The organism is Citrobacter sp. RHBSTW-00671 (genome assembly GCF_014103415.1).
Classification (GTDB): Bacteria; Pseudomonadota; Gammaproteobacteria; order Enterobacterales; family Enterobacteriaceae; genus Citrobacter.
Genome location: NZ_JABXPR010000001.1, coordinates 3060635 through 3075007 on the forward strand (window position 1 = coordinate 3060635; position 14373 = coordinate 3075007).

General features: G+C 48.3%; 15 protein-coding genes. 7 read left to right on the forward strand and 8 right to left on the reverse strand.

Annotated features, from left to right (window positions below; all coding sequences use genetic code 11):
- The 3 genes from HV261_RS14665 to HV261_RS14675 all read left to right on the forward strand — a co-directional run bounded on the left by HV261_RS14665 (window position 1) and on the right by HV261_RS14675 (window position 2362).
- Entirely contained in the window at window positions 1-285 is a 285-nt protein-coding gene (locus HV261_RS14665) for a type II toxin-antitoxin system TacA family antitoxin (protein ID WP_202038653.1), read from the forward strand.
- On the forward strand, window positions 276-758 hold the full coding sequence (locus HV261_RS14670; protein WP_202038654.1) for a GNAT family N-acetyltransferase: 483 nt from the start codon (window positions 276-278) through the stop codon (window positions 756-758). The genes HV261_RS14665 and HV261_RS14670 overlap by 10 nt, the downstream gene beginning before the upstream one ends.
- A 200-nt stretch (window positions 759-958) precedes the next feature.
- Window positions 959-2362 (forward strand): ISNCY-like element ISKpn21 family transposase, encoded by a 1404-nt coding sequence (locus tag HV261_RS14675; RefSeq protein WP_001567368.1) that lies wholly within the window; start codon window positions 959-961, stop codon window positions 2360-2362.
- Between the two features lie 28 nt (window positions 2363-2390).
- On the opposite strand, the gene HV261_RS14680 is transcribed toward HV261_RS14675, so the two are convergent.
- Window positions 2391-3023 carry a DUF6904 family protein gene (locus HV261_RS14680; protein ID WP_001567369.1) on the reverse strand — a complete coding sequence of 211 codons (633 nt, stop codon included), beginning with the start codon at window positions 3021-3023 and terminating at the stop codon, window positions 2391-2393.
- Window positions 3024-3384: 361 nt separating this feature from the next.
- Between HV261_RS14680 and HV261_RS14685 the strand changes: the two genes are divergently transcribed.
- From HV261_RS14685 to HV261_RS14700, 4 genes are all read left to right on the forward strand, one after another.
- The gene (locus HV261_RS14685) at window positions 3385-3777 is read left to right on the forward strand and encodes a hypothetical protein (RefSeq protein WP_202038655.1); all 393 of its coding nucleotides are present in this window, start codon (window positions 3385-3387) and stop codon (window positions 3775-3777) included.
- A gap of 217 nt (window positions 3778-3994) precedes the next feature.
- On the forward strand, window positions 3995-5170 hold the full coding sequence (locus HV261_RS14690) for a capsular polysaccharide export protein, LipB/KpsS family (RefSeq protein ID WP_202038656.1): 1176 nt from the start codon (window positions 3995-3997) through the stop codon (window positions 5168-5170).
- 69 nt (window positions 5171-5239) lie between these two features.
- Complete coding sequence (tam, locus tag HV261_RS14695) at window positions 5240-5998, forward strand: trans-aconitate 2-methyltransferase (protein ID WP_202038657.1); 759 nt, start codon at window positions 5240-5242, stop codon at window positions 5996-5998.
- 150 nt (window positions 5999-6148) lie between these two features.
- A complete protein-coding gene (locus HV261_RS14700; protein ID WP_137383079.1) occupies window positions 6149-6526 on the forward strand; it encodes a GFA family protein in 378 nt (125 codons plus the stop codon).
- 83 nt (window positions 6527-6609) lie between these two features.
- On the opposite strand, the gene HV261_RS14705 is transcribed toward HV261_RS14700, so the two are convergent.
- From HV261_RS14705 to sad, 7 genes are all read right to left on the reverse strand, one after another.
- The gene (locus HV261_RS14705; RefSeq protein ID WP_326929152.1) at window positions 6610-7524 is read right to left on the reverse strand and encodes a bestrophin family protein; all 915 of its coding nucleotides are present in this window, start codon (window positions 7522-7524) and stop codon (window positions 6610-6612) included.
- Between the two features lie 205 nt (window positions 7525-7729).
- Window positions 7730-9181: a tagaturonate reductase gene (locus HV261_RS14710; protein ID WP_202038659.1), complete on the reverse strand. Its 1452-nt coding sequence runs from the start codon at window positions 9179-9181 to the stop codon at window positions 7730-7732.
- Between the two features lie 106 nt (window positions 9182-9287).
- The gene (locus HV261_RS14715; RefSeq protein WP_202038660.1) at window positions 9288-9815 is read right to left on the reverse strand and encodes a GNAT family N-acetyltransferase; all 528 of its coding nucleotides are present in this window, start codon (window positions 9813-9815) and stop codon (window positions 9288-9290) included.
- Between the two features lie 80 nt (window positions 9816-9895).
- Entirely contained in the window at window positions 9896-10255 is a 360-nt protein-coding gene (locus HV261_RS14720) for a DUF4186 domain-containing protein (protein ID WP_005122713.1), read from the reverse strand.
- Entirely contained in the window at window positions 10255-11181 is a 927-nt protein-coding gene (gene glsB, locus HV261_RS14725; protein ID WP_202038661.1) for a glutaminase B, read from the reverse strand. Before glsB ends, HV261_RS14720 begins: the two co-directional genes overlap by 1 nt.
- 62 nt (window positions 11182-11243) lie before the next feature.
- Window positions 11244-12821 (reverse strand): methyl-accepting chemotaxis protein, encoded by a 1578-nt coding sequence (locus tag HV261_RS14730; protein ID WP_202038662.1) that lies wholly within the window; start codon window positions 12819-12821, stop codon window positions 11244-11246.
- A 102-nt stretch (window positions 12822-12923) separates the two neighbouring features.
- Complete coding sequence (gene sad, locus HV261_RS14735; RefSeq protein WP_202038663.1) at window positions 12924-14312, reverse strand: succinate-semialdehyde dehydrogenase; 1389 nt, start codon at window positions 14310-14312, stop codon at window positions 12924-12926.
- Window positions 14313-14373: the final 61 nt, after the last annotated feature.

Genomic DNA, 14373 nt, shown 5'->3' on the forward strand with positions numbered 1-14373 from the left:
ATGCAAAATAGCGTCCGTAAACCGACTCGTGATAAGCAAATCAATATCCGTGCTACTGATGAAGAGCGTGCAGTGATTGATTATGCCGCTAGTTTGGTCAATAAAAACCGTACTGACTTTATCATTGAGAAAGCCGTACATGAGGCCCAGAATATTATTCTGGATCAGCGTGTGTTCGTCCTGGACGATGCCAGTTATAAGTCTTTCATTGAACAGCTTGAAGCGCCTGTGCAAAATGTTGAGGGGCGTCAGCGCCTGATGGATGTGAGACCTGAATGGAAATAAATGTCACGATGCCAGTGTTACTAACCGAAGGGCATGATCTAGAGCCTTTCGATTGCGGTAATGAGGTGTTAAATGAGTGGCTACGGCGCCGGGCGATTAAAAATCAGTACATTAATGCGTCACGCACGTTCGTCATTTGTCTTGAGGGTAGCCAGCGTGTTGTGGGTTACTATTCTATCGCAACGGGATCTGTGAGCCACGCTGACTTAGGCCGTAGCTTACGTCAGAATATGCCCGATCCGATTCCGGTCGTTCTGCTCGGGCGCCTTGCTATTGATGTCTGTACGCAAGGTCATAGTTTTGGAAAATGGCTGCTTAATGATGTTGTATTGCGCATTTCTAACTTAGCCGATCAAGTGGGTATCAAGGCCATCATGGTACATGCCATCGATGATAAGGCCAGGGCTTTCTATGAGTATTTTGGCTTCGTTCAGTCTCCTATAGCGGCAAATATGTTGTTCTATAAAATTTAATAACAGAAGTGGAGTAAGAATAATGGAGGGGGACCCGTAGAGGCTTATGAGTCAGGTACGCATTGATTGCATTTAACATAATATACATTATGCGCACTATGATTGTAATGGCTCAATAGTAATGTCCGCCTGTGGCTCAATTCAGATGTCCGCGCTATGGTAAGCTTCACTGGTCCGTTTAAACTACCGGGAGGCATATCATGAGCGCAGAAAGCTCAGGAGTGTTTACTTTGAAAGAGATCAACCGGATCAAGATTATACAGGACGTCATTGAACGTCGCATCACAACGCGCCGTGCGGCCGAGCACCTCGGTATCAGCGACAGGCAATGCCGCAGACTTCTTGCCCGTTACCGTGAAGGCGGACCGCTTGGTATGGCCAGCAGACGATGTGGCATGCGTGGTAACCGCCAGTTGCCACCCGGGCTCGCAGATCAGGCTCTGGAACTGATCAAGACGCGTTATGCTGATTTCGGTCCGACTCTGGCGCGTGAAAAGCTCGAAGAACTCCACGGACTGTTTCTTGGCAAAGAAACTGTCCGGCGCATCATGGTGCGGGCTGGCTTATGGGTTCCCCGTAAACAACGTGCCGCAAGGATCCCTCAACCACGGTACCGGCGTCCGTGTACTGGTGAGCTGATACAAATAGATGGCTGTGATCACGACTGGTTTGAAGGCCGTGGCCCGGCCTGCACCGCGCTGGTCTATGTTGATGATGCAACCAGCAAACTGATGGAACTGTTGTTTGTTAAATCGGAGTCCACGTTTTCTTACTTCGAAGCCACGCGGCGCTATATCGATAAGCATGGTAAACCGCTGGCACTGTACAGCGATAAAGCCGGTGTTTTTCGTGTTAACAATAAACACGCCACAGGCGGAGACGGGCATACTCAGTTTGGGCGAGCCATGCATGAACTGAACATCCAGACTATCTGTGCAGAAACCAGTCCCGCCAAAGGGCGTGTAGAACGAGCTCACCTCACTTTACAGGATCGTCTGGTCAAAGAGCTGCGGTTACAGGGCATTTGTTCAATGGAGGCTGCAAATGACTTCGCTGAGGCCTATATGGCTGACTATAACCGCCGTTTTGGCAAAGTACCGCGACATGATTTTGACGTACACCGTGCTGTAGAACATGATGAGGACCTGGGGCTTATTTTCACTGTTCGTGAAAAACGTAAAGTCTCAAAATCGTTGACGATACAATATGATAAAATGTTGTACCTGATTGAAGACAGCGAACTGAGTCGCCGTGCAATAGGTAAATATATCGATGTGTATCACTATCCTGATGGCAGAAAAGAGCTGCGCCTGAACGGTACGCTACTTCCCTACTCTACCTACGACCGACTGTCAGAAATCGACCAGGGCGCGATTGTCGATAACAAGCGTCTTGGCCGAACCCTGGAGTTTATCAGTCTGGTGCAGAGCAAGCGGGATAACACGCGCTCTCAGTCAATTCCCGCTGGAGATGGCCCTTCCCGACGACGGCCAAAGCAGGAAGGGAAGAAATCCCAGCGCTCACTGGATAATGATGACATGCTCGAAGCACTCAAACAGCTTCAGTCACGTTCAGAGGACATTTTTGGTAAAAGAGCCCGCTGATGGTACTCACTGGCCGGACAGTGGTTGCTCACCAGTTGATATTGTCCGGCCAGACCCATGATGTATTATTCATTTCGTTCAGCATCTTTATGTCCTGCTTTTCACGGGCATACTTACCCCATAATGAATGAAAAGAACGAACAATACTGATTAACTGCTTTTTTCTTTGCTCCGGAGATAGGCTGATAAAATAGCAGCACCTGCTGTCAATATTATCCTCAATGAAATTAAAATCAGAGTCTGATGCATATTTTACTGTTAGCATAATATCATTCGACGTTGTTCTCTCAGACTCTGTTAATGCTGATTCTATCAGGTATTCAAAGGCATACATGACAGACAGCTGGTTTTTGTCTGTCTGAATATAACCCATTGAGTTTCTGAGTATTGAGGACTGTACCAGGACCAGAGGCCATAAAAGCTCAACACCATAAAGCTTATATGTATCATGTTGATCATACTGATGTTGCTCAACACGACGATTACCTTCCCGTGCTTTACGAATATCATAGGCAAGGGATAACATAAATCCGTCTTTAACTTTAATCAGTGGGCTTTCATCCACGATGTAATGAATGAGTTCATGTAATTCATTCAGGGCTTCTGAATCTCCCCACAGTATAAAACCTGCATTGTTCGGCGTTAACTCGTATCGAAGCATGGGCTCAATCATCCTGTTGTTTCAGTCGGAGGAAAGTCTATCAGTAAAGAGAATGAGAGATCAAAGTGGTCATTTTAATTGAGCTGGATAACGGACATTTCAATTGAGCCTTGACAATGATAATGAAAGGTAAAATCTGGCATGTTGGGTTCATCATTGTGCTGGTCGTTGATAACGCCTGACAACGCAGTTCCTGGATTCATGCTGGTCACCGACAACCATTCAAACCTTACACTTTACGCATAACGCATACGTCAAATCGTTGACGTTGTCATTGCTCACTCAGTCCTTTTCGCGTACAACCAAGGTACGACACAAACCTGTGCCTTTGGAATTTCACAGCAACGGCCCCTACAGCACAATGCAAAGAACCATCCATGTTCATCAAAATGACAACGCTATCTTACGCGTCGCTTTTTTATTGATTCTTTCATTCACCCTGACTGGTTGTGCGTTGACCCGCGTCTCTGCCAGTTCACATGACAAAGACGTCGATGAGCTAAATGTTATTGGCTTGAATCTGGATACTGCAAGGCAAAAAGCAATCGTGGACGGTTTTGTTTGCAGTAAGGATGCAAGCCTCAATCTGGTACAAACCGAAAGTGGCAGCCATAAATGGTTACAAACGGAATGCAGTAAAAAAAGCCTGGAACTATTCTGCCCACAAATGCGGTTTATAGTGCTCAATGTTGACCCCGATACAAATAAAGTTGTTGATGTGGGGAAATATATTAATCAGCATACTTGTTTCTGAATATGACATTGGCACCAACACCAGTAGGACCTATGTGATATCGATGTCCCCTTCTGTCTCCACCTCGATTCAAGCGCACCGGATTGTATTGATCCTATGAAAATAATATAATATCTGCATATTTTTAATGATAATCGTTACTGTTTAGCGGACAGTCAACAGCCAGATAAAACTTATACCTAATCAAAAGTTTTATTTGCAATAATCACCTGGGGTTATGATGAATGATTTAAACCGTTTTTACTTTGACTTACCACAATGGCTAGGTAAGAGTGAAGGCATTCATCGACAATTTATTGGTAACTTTATATCTTGTCTCCATGATGAACAATTACATGTAATACTGAATCCTGCTAATTTCCCTTGTTATGGTCTAAAAAGACTGGCAATTAAAGAATCTATTACATTCTCCTTTCATTCATATAATAATGACAAAAATGTTTTTTCGATAAAAGAATCACCTATATATGGGCTGTACTCTGTAGATAAAAATGGGTATTCGGGGTGGGCAGATATTTGCGTCAATTTCAGCGCATATGTCGATAAAATAAATAAAATAGATAGTGATAGTGCCAAAAATATCATTGGCGAGAAACGGGATTTTTTCAGGGAGACAAAACTCTCCAAGCATCAACAGCCACAGAATAACGCTGTTCTTCCCTCGGATTACCTGTTTTTCCCCATGCAGGTCAACTCTGATTCGGTTACCGATCATGAGAACATCAGCGCCATGGATGCATTAGACTATGTTGCGGCATTGGCTAAAAAGACAAATAGAACGTTGGTAATCAAACGCCACCCGATGTGTAAATCCAGAGGTATTGATGCCAAGATTGCGTATCTATTAGCAACCAACGAGAATGTTTTGTCTGTTGATGCTAATATCCACGAATTAATTGAAGGGAGTTCTGCCGTTATCGCATGTAATTCTGGCACAAGCATTGAAGCCTTGATTTTAGGTAAGCCAGTTTATTGTTTTGGTCGGAGCGAATGGTACGAAGCCACACATAAAATTGAAGTCTTAGACGATTTCGATGCCATATTTTTGAATGATAAACACAGTACTATGTCTGCTTTTCAGGAAAAGTTGATAGCATACTTATTATCTGAATATTGGATTCAATTTGATGATATTGAGTCTATTAAGGCAAAAATAAAAGACTGCATAAGCCTCTATGAGAGCAACTACGGTGATGACTTCAACGATAATCATAATGATGGTGAATGTTATGTCAGGAGTTTTTTGAATGCCCAACGAGAGATCGCGATCCTGAAGAGAAAACAAAAGAAGTATAAGAAAGATTACGAATTATTATCTTTTGTAATGCGATTTGTCCTATTTTTGCCCTTTAAAGCTACACTTACTATGCTGGGAAGGAACAAGAATCATTGATTCTGAGGGGCGTGATGGAAATTACCGACTCAGAATCATACTATTTCATCGCATACAGGATACAGAAACATGGCTGACTGGAACCCTTCGCTCTATCTGCAATATGAAACCGAACGTTCAAGACCTGCAGCTGAGTTACTCAGCAGAGTCGCGCTGGAGAATGTCCGCTCAGTCGTCGACCTCGGCTGCGGCCCGGGTAACAGCACCGCATTGCTACACCAACGTTGGCCATCAGCACAAATAACAGGCGTGGATTCTTCACCGGCAATGCTGATCGAAGCGCGTAACGCGTTGCCTGGCTGTCATTTTATCGAAGCGGATATTAGCGCATTTCAGACAGAAGAGCCTGTCGATCTGCTGTATGCAAACGCATCTTTGCAATGGGTTCCCGATCACTATCAGCTGTTCCCACACCTGGTCTCTCTGCTGGGAAGAGATGGCGTACTGGCCGTACAAATGCCGGATAACTGGCTGGAGCCAACGCATGTTCTGATGCGTGAAGTCGCCTATGAGCTGGGTTACCCCGATCGCGGCCGCGCGCCGCTTCCCGGAGTGCATGCGTATTATGATATTTTGACTGACATGGGCTGCGATGTTGATATCTGGCGTACAACCTACTATCACGTGATGGATTCACACCAGGCAATTATCGACTGGGTGAGTTCGACGGGATTGCGTCCATGGTTGCAGGACCTGAGTGAAAGTGAACAACATCGCTATCTGGCGCGCTATCATGCATTGCTGCAGGAGCAATATCCGCTGCAAGAGAATGGGAAAATACTGCTGGCATTTCCGCGGTTATTTATCGTAGCTAAACATAATTCATAAGCACTGACCGCCAATTATCAGTCTCTTTATACCAGGGGCTGATAATTATTATGAATTCCCCATGCGCGCCCTCGCCTTTTTACGATGAGGATCTAGTGATGAAGCCAGTCATCTGCTAGTGTCTGAGAACGTTTACTGACGGGGGTTGTCATGTCTAAAGTCTACATTGGCGGTTGTCTGTGTGGCTCTATTCGCTTTACCGCGACGAGCCCTACTAATTCGCATACCTGCTCGTGCGATATTTGCCGCAAGCATACCGGTGCACCGACCGTCGTCTGGATTGAATTTAATGCTGAAAATGTAGAATGGACGGGAGAAGCGGGTAAACCGACGACCTGGCGTTCTTCAGAAACATCCAGTCGCGCTTTTTGCCCTCGATGTGGAAGTTCAGTTGGTGCCATTGATGACGCTCCGGTAATAGCGCTATTAGCGGGCGTTTTTGATGATCCCAATGATGAAGATCTGGCCCCCGAGTTTCATTCATTTACCGATATGCAGCCTGCATGGTGGCAAAGAGAATTCGGCTAAAACCGCACTACCCGGCGCATCAAGTCTTACCTATTCTTTCCGTGAAAAATAAGAGCTGGTCGTGCTACCAGCTCTACCGGATGTTATGTCAGCTGGTAATGTTTATCTGGCATATGTTTCACCGGCACAACGGTTTCATCATTCATCTGCAGTAAATCGATTTCTATCGCATTACAAATCGCATCTAATGGTAGATCATTATTCTCGGTGCCAAACGGATCTTCGAGCTCTTCGGCTAGCGCATCGAGCGCGATAAAGGTATACGAAATAAGCACCGAGATGAACGGTGTCATATAGTGTAAATCCACCACTAACGCGAACGGCAACATAATACAAAACAGATATACCGTGCGATGCAGGATTAAGGTATAAGCAAACGGAACGGGCGTGTTCGCGATACGCTCACAACCTGCCAGCACTGCCGACATATCATTTAATCTGTTGTTTAAACTGTGAAATAATATATCAGATAGCTGCCCATTTCGTCTGCGAACGGCCAGCCATTCCCCCATCAGCAGCAGAATGCGGTTGGCCGGTGATTGGGACGCAAAAACGGTCTGTAAATCGCTTTCGCTGAGGTATTTTGCCAGGGATTCCGCCTGCGGTTGTCGACGTAAAGTCATACGCAGGCAATGCGCAAATGCGATTTGTAAACGAACGAACTGCCCCAGTTCAGCATCGTCTGGTAAGGTCGTTTTCACCTCGCGCAGAAGTGAACGGGAAGCAATCATCAGCTGCCCCCACAAATGTCGGGCTTCAACATAGCGCGAATAGCAGGCGTTGTTACGAAAGCCTAAGAAGATTGCAATTGCGACACCGAGAATGCTGAACGGCGCCAGGGTAAATTTGATACCCAGCATCGTATACCACGGCAGCATGATGATAACAGCAATGGAGAGCAGGAAATTCAGCAGCAAGCGTGAAAAGATTTTGGATAATACCGAGCCATGCCAGACGAATATCAGGCGTAGCCAGTGTTGTTGGGGGCGAACGATCATGGTTATCTTCGGAAAATGTGAAAGCCGGAACATTAAACGTGATCGTGATCAATGTTGCAAGCTTACAGTAACACTATCTAAACATCTTTTCTTGCTGACCATTGAGTGCACTGAAGGTACAGATGTACGATATTGAAGATAAGCATAATGTATGTTGTAACTAAGCAAGATCAATAGAAAACCCGGCCTGAACCGGGTTAACGTATTAGCACAGTGGCTTAACCGCTTCGCGCATGCCTTTCGCCAGGATAGAATCCAGATCGGCAGAAACCTGCTCTACCAGACCAGAAACCTGTGTCAGATCCTGTTCCCAGTGCTCTTTTACGGCCAGGACCGCGATGACCAGCGCTTCGGTCGTAATCTGGCGGTCACGATGCTGAGCCCACAACACCTGGAAACGCTCCATCCAGTGCGCATCATCCTGAACCGGATAAGATTCACCGTTACGCTCACCGCGGTAGAAAGCAATCAAGGCTGCCAGGGCGAATGTCAGACGCGGCGGCAGTTGGCCGCTGGCCTCCTGCCCTGCCAACAGCTGTGGCAGAATACGGGTGCGGAATTTGGTCATGCCATTAAGCGCAATCGACAATAGCTGATGCTTAATGTACGGGTTGCAGAATCGGCCAGTCACCGCACTGGCAAATGAAGCCAATTCATCACGCGGCAGATCCAGCACCGGAATAATCTCTTCATAGATAGCTTTTTCAACGAAGGCGCGAATTTCAGCATCATTCATTGCTTCACCCACGGTATCAAGCCCTGCCTGCCAGGCGACCGGTACCAGTGCAGTGTGCGCACCGTTGAGAATAGCGACTTTACGCTCTTTATACGGCTTGATGTCATCAACAATCAGAACATTCAGCGGGTATTTATCGAGGCGAAGTTCGGTGGCTAATGATTTTGGCCCCTGAATAACAAACAGATAGAAGTGTTCTGCGGTATCAAGAAACGCATCATGATAACCCAATTCAGCTTCAAGCTTCGCAACTTCGTCACGTGGGTAGCCGGTAACAATACGGTCCACCAGCGTAGAACAAAATGCGTTTGCCTGGTCCAGCCACTGTACGAATGCTTCCGGCAACGCCCATTCCTGAGCATAACGCAGAACCAGTTCATGTAGCGCTTCACCATTGTAATCAATCAGCTCGCAAGGAATGATAATCCAGCCTTTATCAAGCGCACCATTGAAATGGCTATAGCGTTCGAACAGCAGTCGGGTCAGTTTGGCCGGATAGCTCACCGCTGGCGCATCATCAAACTTATCACCCGCGTGGTAGCTGATACCCGCTTCCGTGGTGTTAGAGAAAACAAAACGCATTTCAGGATTATGCGCCAGCTTCAGGAACTCATCGTATTCGCTATAGACGCTGATTTCGCGGTTAACCGAACGAATTAAACGGGCATCGCTGACGGCCTCGCCCTTTTCATTCAAACCACGAATGATGGTGGTATAGAGACCATCCTGGGTACTCAGTGACGGCGGAAAAGTACTTTCGATAGGACGAACAATGACCACACCAGCGTTTAGATCGGTATGTTCATTCAGCAGATCAACTTGCCAGTCAACAAAGGCGCGCAGGAAGTTTCCTTCACCAAACTGAATAATGCGTTCAGGATAGTGAGCACCGGGAAAATCGCGACGATTTAGTGTTTGCACAATGGGTTCCCTTTTTGATTAGTCATACAACCTGATTGAATTGGTCCAATAGGTTAGCAAACTTTAATACAATGAAACCCTGTTTTGATCAATCCCCGGTGACAAATTAGAGCGTTTTATAAAAAAGTGTGGTCCCGGACAGTGTTCCATCAGGCATTTTTGCATAGTCAGGAATTACCCCTGCTTTTTGCCATCCACAATTGTGGTAGAACAACTCGGCGGCGCTACCTGTAGAGGTATCAAGAACCAGTAGGGTTTTCCCTTCATGATGTGCGCAACTTTCCAGTGTATTCATCAATTCCCGAGCGATTCCACTCCGCCGCGCAGAGGTATGAACCAGGAGTTTGGCAACGTCTGCACGATGAGGCTGGTTTTCGGGTTGATCGATAATGAGCTGAACGGTCCCAACAAGCGTCCCTTGCGCATTTTCAGCCCCCAAAACAATGCGTTCTCCACAAGAGACACTTTGCGCAACACGCGTCCAGAAAGGCCGTGACTTATCGCGGTTAAAAGGAAGCATAAAACTGACAGATGCGCCATCGTTCACGCACTGTTCAAGGACATCACTAAGCTCGTCGATTCTCGACAGGATCTGTTCCGCACTGAGTATAAAGCAGGGGGTGTGGGTAGCCATTTGATCTCCTTAGATTGACCCCTTCATACTGCAATTAACAATTACATAACACAAGGAGTCGGATCATAGGATTATGTTATCTATGGCTTATTCATTTGCAGCACTAACCAGTGGTAGATAACAGTGACAACGTAACGTTGCTGTTGCTCGCTCAGCGGTTGCCCCTGAGGTATATCATGCCATTTGGCCAGACATCCCCTGCAGCACGTCGCCGTGGCATGCTGAGCGATAAACACCGGATGTCCACGCATCGGCGTTTGCTTTCCATCATTGGCCGGAAACGCGGGAGCCAATCGCTTAGCAATAAAATCGGCCGCATGTTGTTCAATGACCGGCGCACCTTTTTCCAGACAATATTGTCTTTCTTTCTGACCGAGACGAAACCGTGATCGAAAGGTCGATTTCGCCAGTCGGGCAAAAAGCGGGTCGAGCGTGTTCATCAGTAAACCGAGCGCCCTAACTGTTGAGTTAATTGTTCCAGTACCGCAATACCCGCCAGCGAGTTCCCTGCGGGATCCAGCTCCGGACTCCAGACCGCAATCGCCATCTCATGCGGCACGATCGCCACAATGCCACCACCGACACCCGATTTCGCCGGCAGACCTACCCGCCAGGCAAATTCCCCGGCATTTTGATACATACCGCTGGTCGCCATTAGCGCGTTAATCTGCCGCGCCTGCATCGGCGAAACCACCGGCTCGGTGAGATGGAATGCGTTCCCTTGATTCGCCAGAAACACGAAGGTCCGCGCCAGTTCCACGCAACTCATTTTCAGCGCACAGTAGTGAAAGTAATTTTGCAGAACGGTCGTCACATCGTGATGAAAATTGCCAAAGGACTTCATCAGCCAGGCAATTGCCGCGTTGCGGGCGGAATGCTCAAACTCAGAGCGAGCAACCGTCGCATCATAAGCGATATCTGAAACGCCGCTTAATGCACGTACCACTTCCAGCATTCGTTGTCGTGGCGCGCTCAGGCGACCTTGCAGCATATCGCAAACCACCAATGCCCCGGCATTGATAAAGGGATTACGCGGTATACCCTGCTCCATTTCCAGCTGCACCAGCGAGTTAAATGGATGACCGGAAGGATCTTTGCCAACACGTTGCCAGATCTCGTCTTCCTGGTAATGACGCATTGCGACAACCAGGCTAAGCACCTTTGAAATCGACTGAATAGAAAAACGTTCTTGCGCATCCCCCGCCTGATAGTGCTGACCATCAACGGTGCAAATGGCAATACCCAGTTTTGAGCCATCAACGGAGGCTAATGCAGGAATATAATCGGCGACTTTTCCCTGACCAATCAGCGGACGAACCTGCTGCACAATGGTCTCTAAAATTGAATTGTCCATGGCCCTGGCCACAACATGCTCCTTGCTCGCAGGTATGAAAGGCCTGCGAGTATAACAGAGCTGAATACACAGCGTCAGGCCGGAAGACGGAATCTGGCAACGGCCTGCATAAGCTGATGAGATTCATGATGTAACTGAAGGGAGGAATCAGACGCGGCGTTCACCAGATCGCTGGTCTGTCGGGCTTCGTTATTCAGAGCCTGAAGCTGACTGGTCAACACGTGAATACGCGTTCCTTGATTCATCGTCGCAGCAGAAATGTCATTCAATAAGGCGCCAAGATTTTCCACCAGCGATATCACCTGCTGTAAGTTATCATCCAGTCCGTTCACCGCATGAAAGCCCTCATCAATACCCGCTAAGGAATGATGAATCAGCGCCTGAATATTCTGCGTGGACTGACTGCTTTTCCTCGCCAACAACCCCACTTCTTTTGCAACAACCGCAAATCCACGCCCTTGTTCACCAGCATGCGCAGCTTCAATCGCCGCATTCAACGCCAGAATATTGGTCTGAAACGCGATGCTGTCAATCAGTGAGATGATCCCGCGCATCTCTGATGAACGGGCAACAATCGCCTGCATCGACGCATTTACCGTTGCCATCATCCGGTCGCCACCTGCAGCAATATCCCGCGCCTGAACGGCGCGTTGATTCGCCAGTTGAGCAAAACCGCTGTTATCTTCAACATGTGTTTCCAGAAACGAAATATGTGATGTCACCGTATTTAGCTCATCGCTCTGTTTCGCGGATTGCTGATACAACTGTTTATTGCTTTGCGTAAGCTGAGTGATATTCCCCACCATTGAGGTAGTCGCGTCATTCACCTGCTGCACCAGCATACTTAGCCCCTGCTGCATCGCGTCGATACGGGAGCTGAGTTGTGTCACTTCGCGATTAAACTGGCTCACCTGGGGTGCGGGGCGGGAAAGATCGCCAGCCGCTAATACATCAATATGATCGATCAGTCGTCTCAGCGGCGCGATGACCCAGCGGGACATACTGCGCCAGACCAGTACCGCAATCACCACCAGCACAAGAGGAATAAATAAAAAGAGCTGCCGTAAACGTTCAAGACTGGTCAACAGCTGCTCTCGCCCTTTTTCCGCCTGCTGGCCACTGTCTTGCTGAAAACGTGCATAATTTTCATTAAAGTCTGTCTGAAACGCCTGCACAGGTACGGCAAAAAACGCATCAATGCTGTTGGATTGCATTAATCCATCGGCCTGCTCCTGAATACCACTATAAAAACGCTGATAGCTCTCCATCAAGTCGGGAGCCTGATGCGGACCCATTGCAAGCCAGGCATCCCATGCCGTTTTTGACTGAGTTAACGCATGCTGAGCCTCTTCCATTAACGGACGCCAGCTCCCTTCCGAGCCGGTAGTCGCATCCTGCATAAAGTACACGCCGGCACGATTAAGTAAGTCGCTGGCCGTTAACAACGCCACCCTTGCTTGATCGATCTTCGCCTGTTGCATAAGCACCTGCTGATTATGCTGTTCATTAATCTGCGCGTCTCTGACAGAGGTTGAGAGCATGAGCGAGGATGCAATCTGTAAAACAGAGAACAGCGCAATAATACAAATGATACCGGTTAACAGACCAAACTGACGGGGGATCAGGCGACGAAAAATTTGCGTTATGTTCATATTACTCTTCTGTATCAAAGCGTTAGACGCGAGTGTACGCAGAGTAAATGACAAATTTATTGCAGAAATAAGACGGGTGCCCCTGCAGAGGCACCCGGGCAATCAGAGACGGTTTTTCCAGACAGTTTGCACATTGCAAAACTCATGCAGACCAAAGTGAGAAAGCTCACGACCAAAACCGCTTTTCTTCACGCCGCCAAAAGCAACGCGAGCATCACTGGCACTGTAACCATTAATAAACACGCCACCACACTCCAGACGGGCCGCCATATTTTGCGCCAGTGCCTCATCCACGGTAAACAACGTGGCCGACAAGCCGAACTCGCTGTCATTAGCCAGTGCTAATGCGTGCTCAGCATCCTTCGCGACGGTAATCGCCGCAACCGGGCCAAACAACTCCTGACGAAATGCCGTCATTTCCGGCGTAACATCACCCAGCACCGTCACGGCATAGTAATTACCCTGACCGGCGATCTTTTCCCCGCCGAGGAGTAAGCGCGCCCCTTGCGCCAGTGAGGCTTCAACCTGCTGATGCAGTTCATCCCGCAGATCAAAACGTGCCATTGGGCCAAGATCGTTCTCTTCATTTAGCGGATCGCCCATTTTCAGTGCGCTGGCTGCCGCCACAAAACGTTGGGTGAATTCTGCGGCAATGCCCTCTTCAATAATAAAGCGCTTCGCTGCGGCACAAACCTGCCCGGTATTCTGATAACGCCCTGCCACTGCTGCTTTAACGGCTAAATCAAGGTCTGCATCATTAAGTACGATAAACGGATCGGAACCCCCTAACTCAAGCACGCATTTCTTCAGCGCAGCACCGGCCTGAGCGCCAATCGCAGCCCCTGCCCGCACGCTGCCCGTCACGGTTATCGCTGCGATACGCGGGTCATTAATCATCTGGCTAACCCCGGCGTTATCGGCATTAACCCAGCCATATACCCCAGCCGGTATTTCCGCATCGCTAAACACCTGGGCGATAATCGCGGCACAACCGGTCACATTCGGTGCATGCTTTAACAGATAGCCATTTCCAGCCAGCAAAATCGGTACCGCGCCGCGCATAACCTGCCAGAGCGGAAAGTTCCACGGCATGACCGCCAGAATAGTTCCCAGAGGACGGTACTCTATCACGGCCTGGTTATTCTCAACCTGCGTTGCCTCGGTACTGAGCATCGCTGGCCCATGTTCGGCGTACCAGTCACATAATGCCGCAGACTTTGCCACTTCCGCACGAGCCTGCCTGACGGGCTTACCCATTTCACGCGAGATACACTGCGCCATCTCTTCGGCGCGTACACGCAGCGCCTGTCCGACCCGGCGCAACATCTGTGCGCGATGGGCGACGGTCGTGTGTTTCCATGCGTTGAATCCGGTCGCCGCCAGATTCAGCGCATGGGTAATCTCATCGGCGCTGGCCCACGGCATTGCCGTCAGCATTTCGCCACAGGTCGGGTCAACGGATATAGCATGTGTTGCTGCTGTGATGGTCATAAGTGCCTCTCATTCTCGCAAGGTATGGTTATATCATGCGCAGGTTTACTCTTCCTGAAAA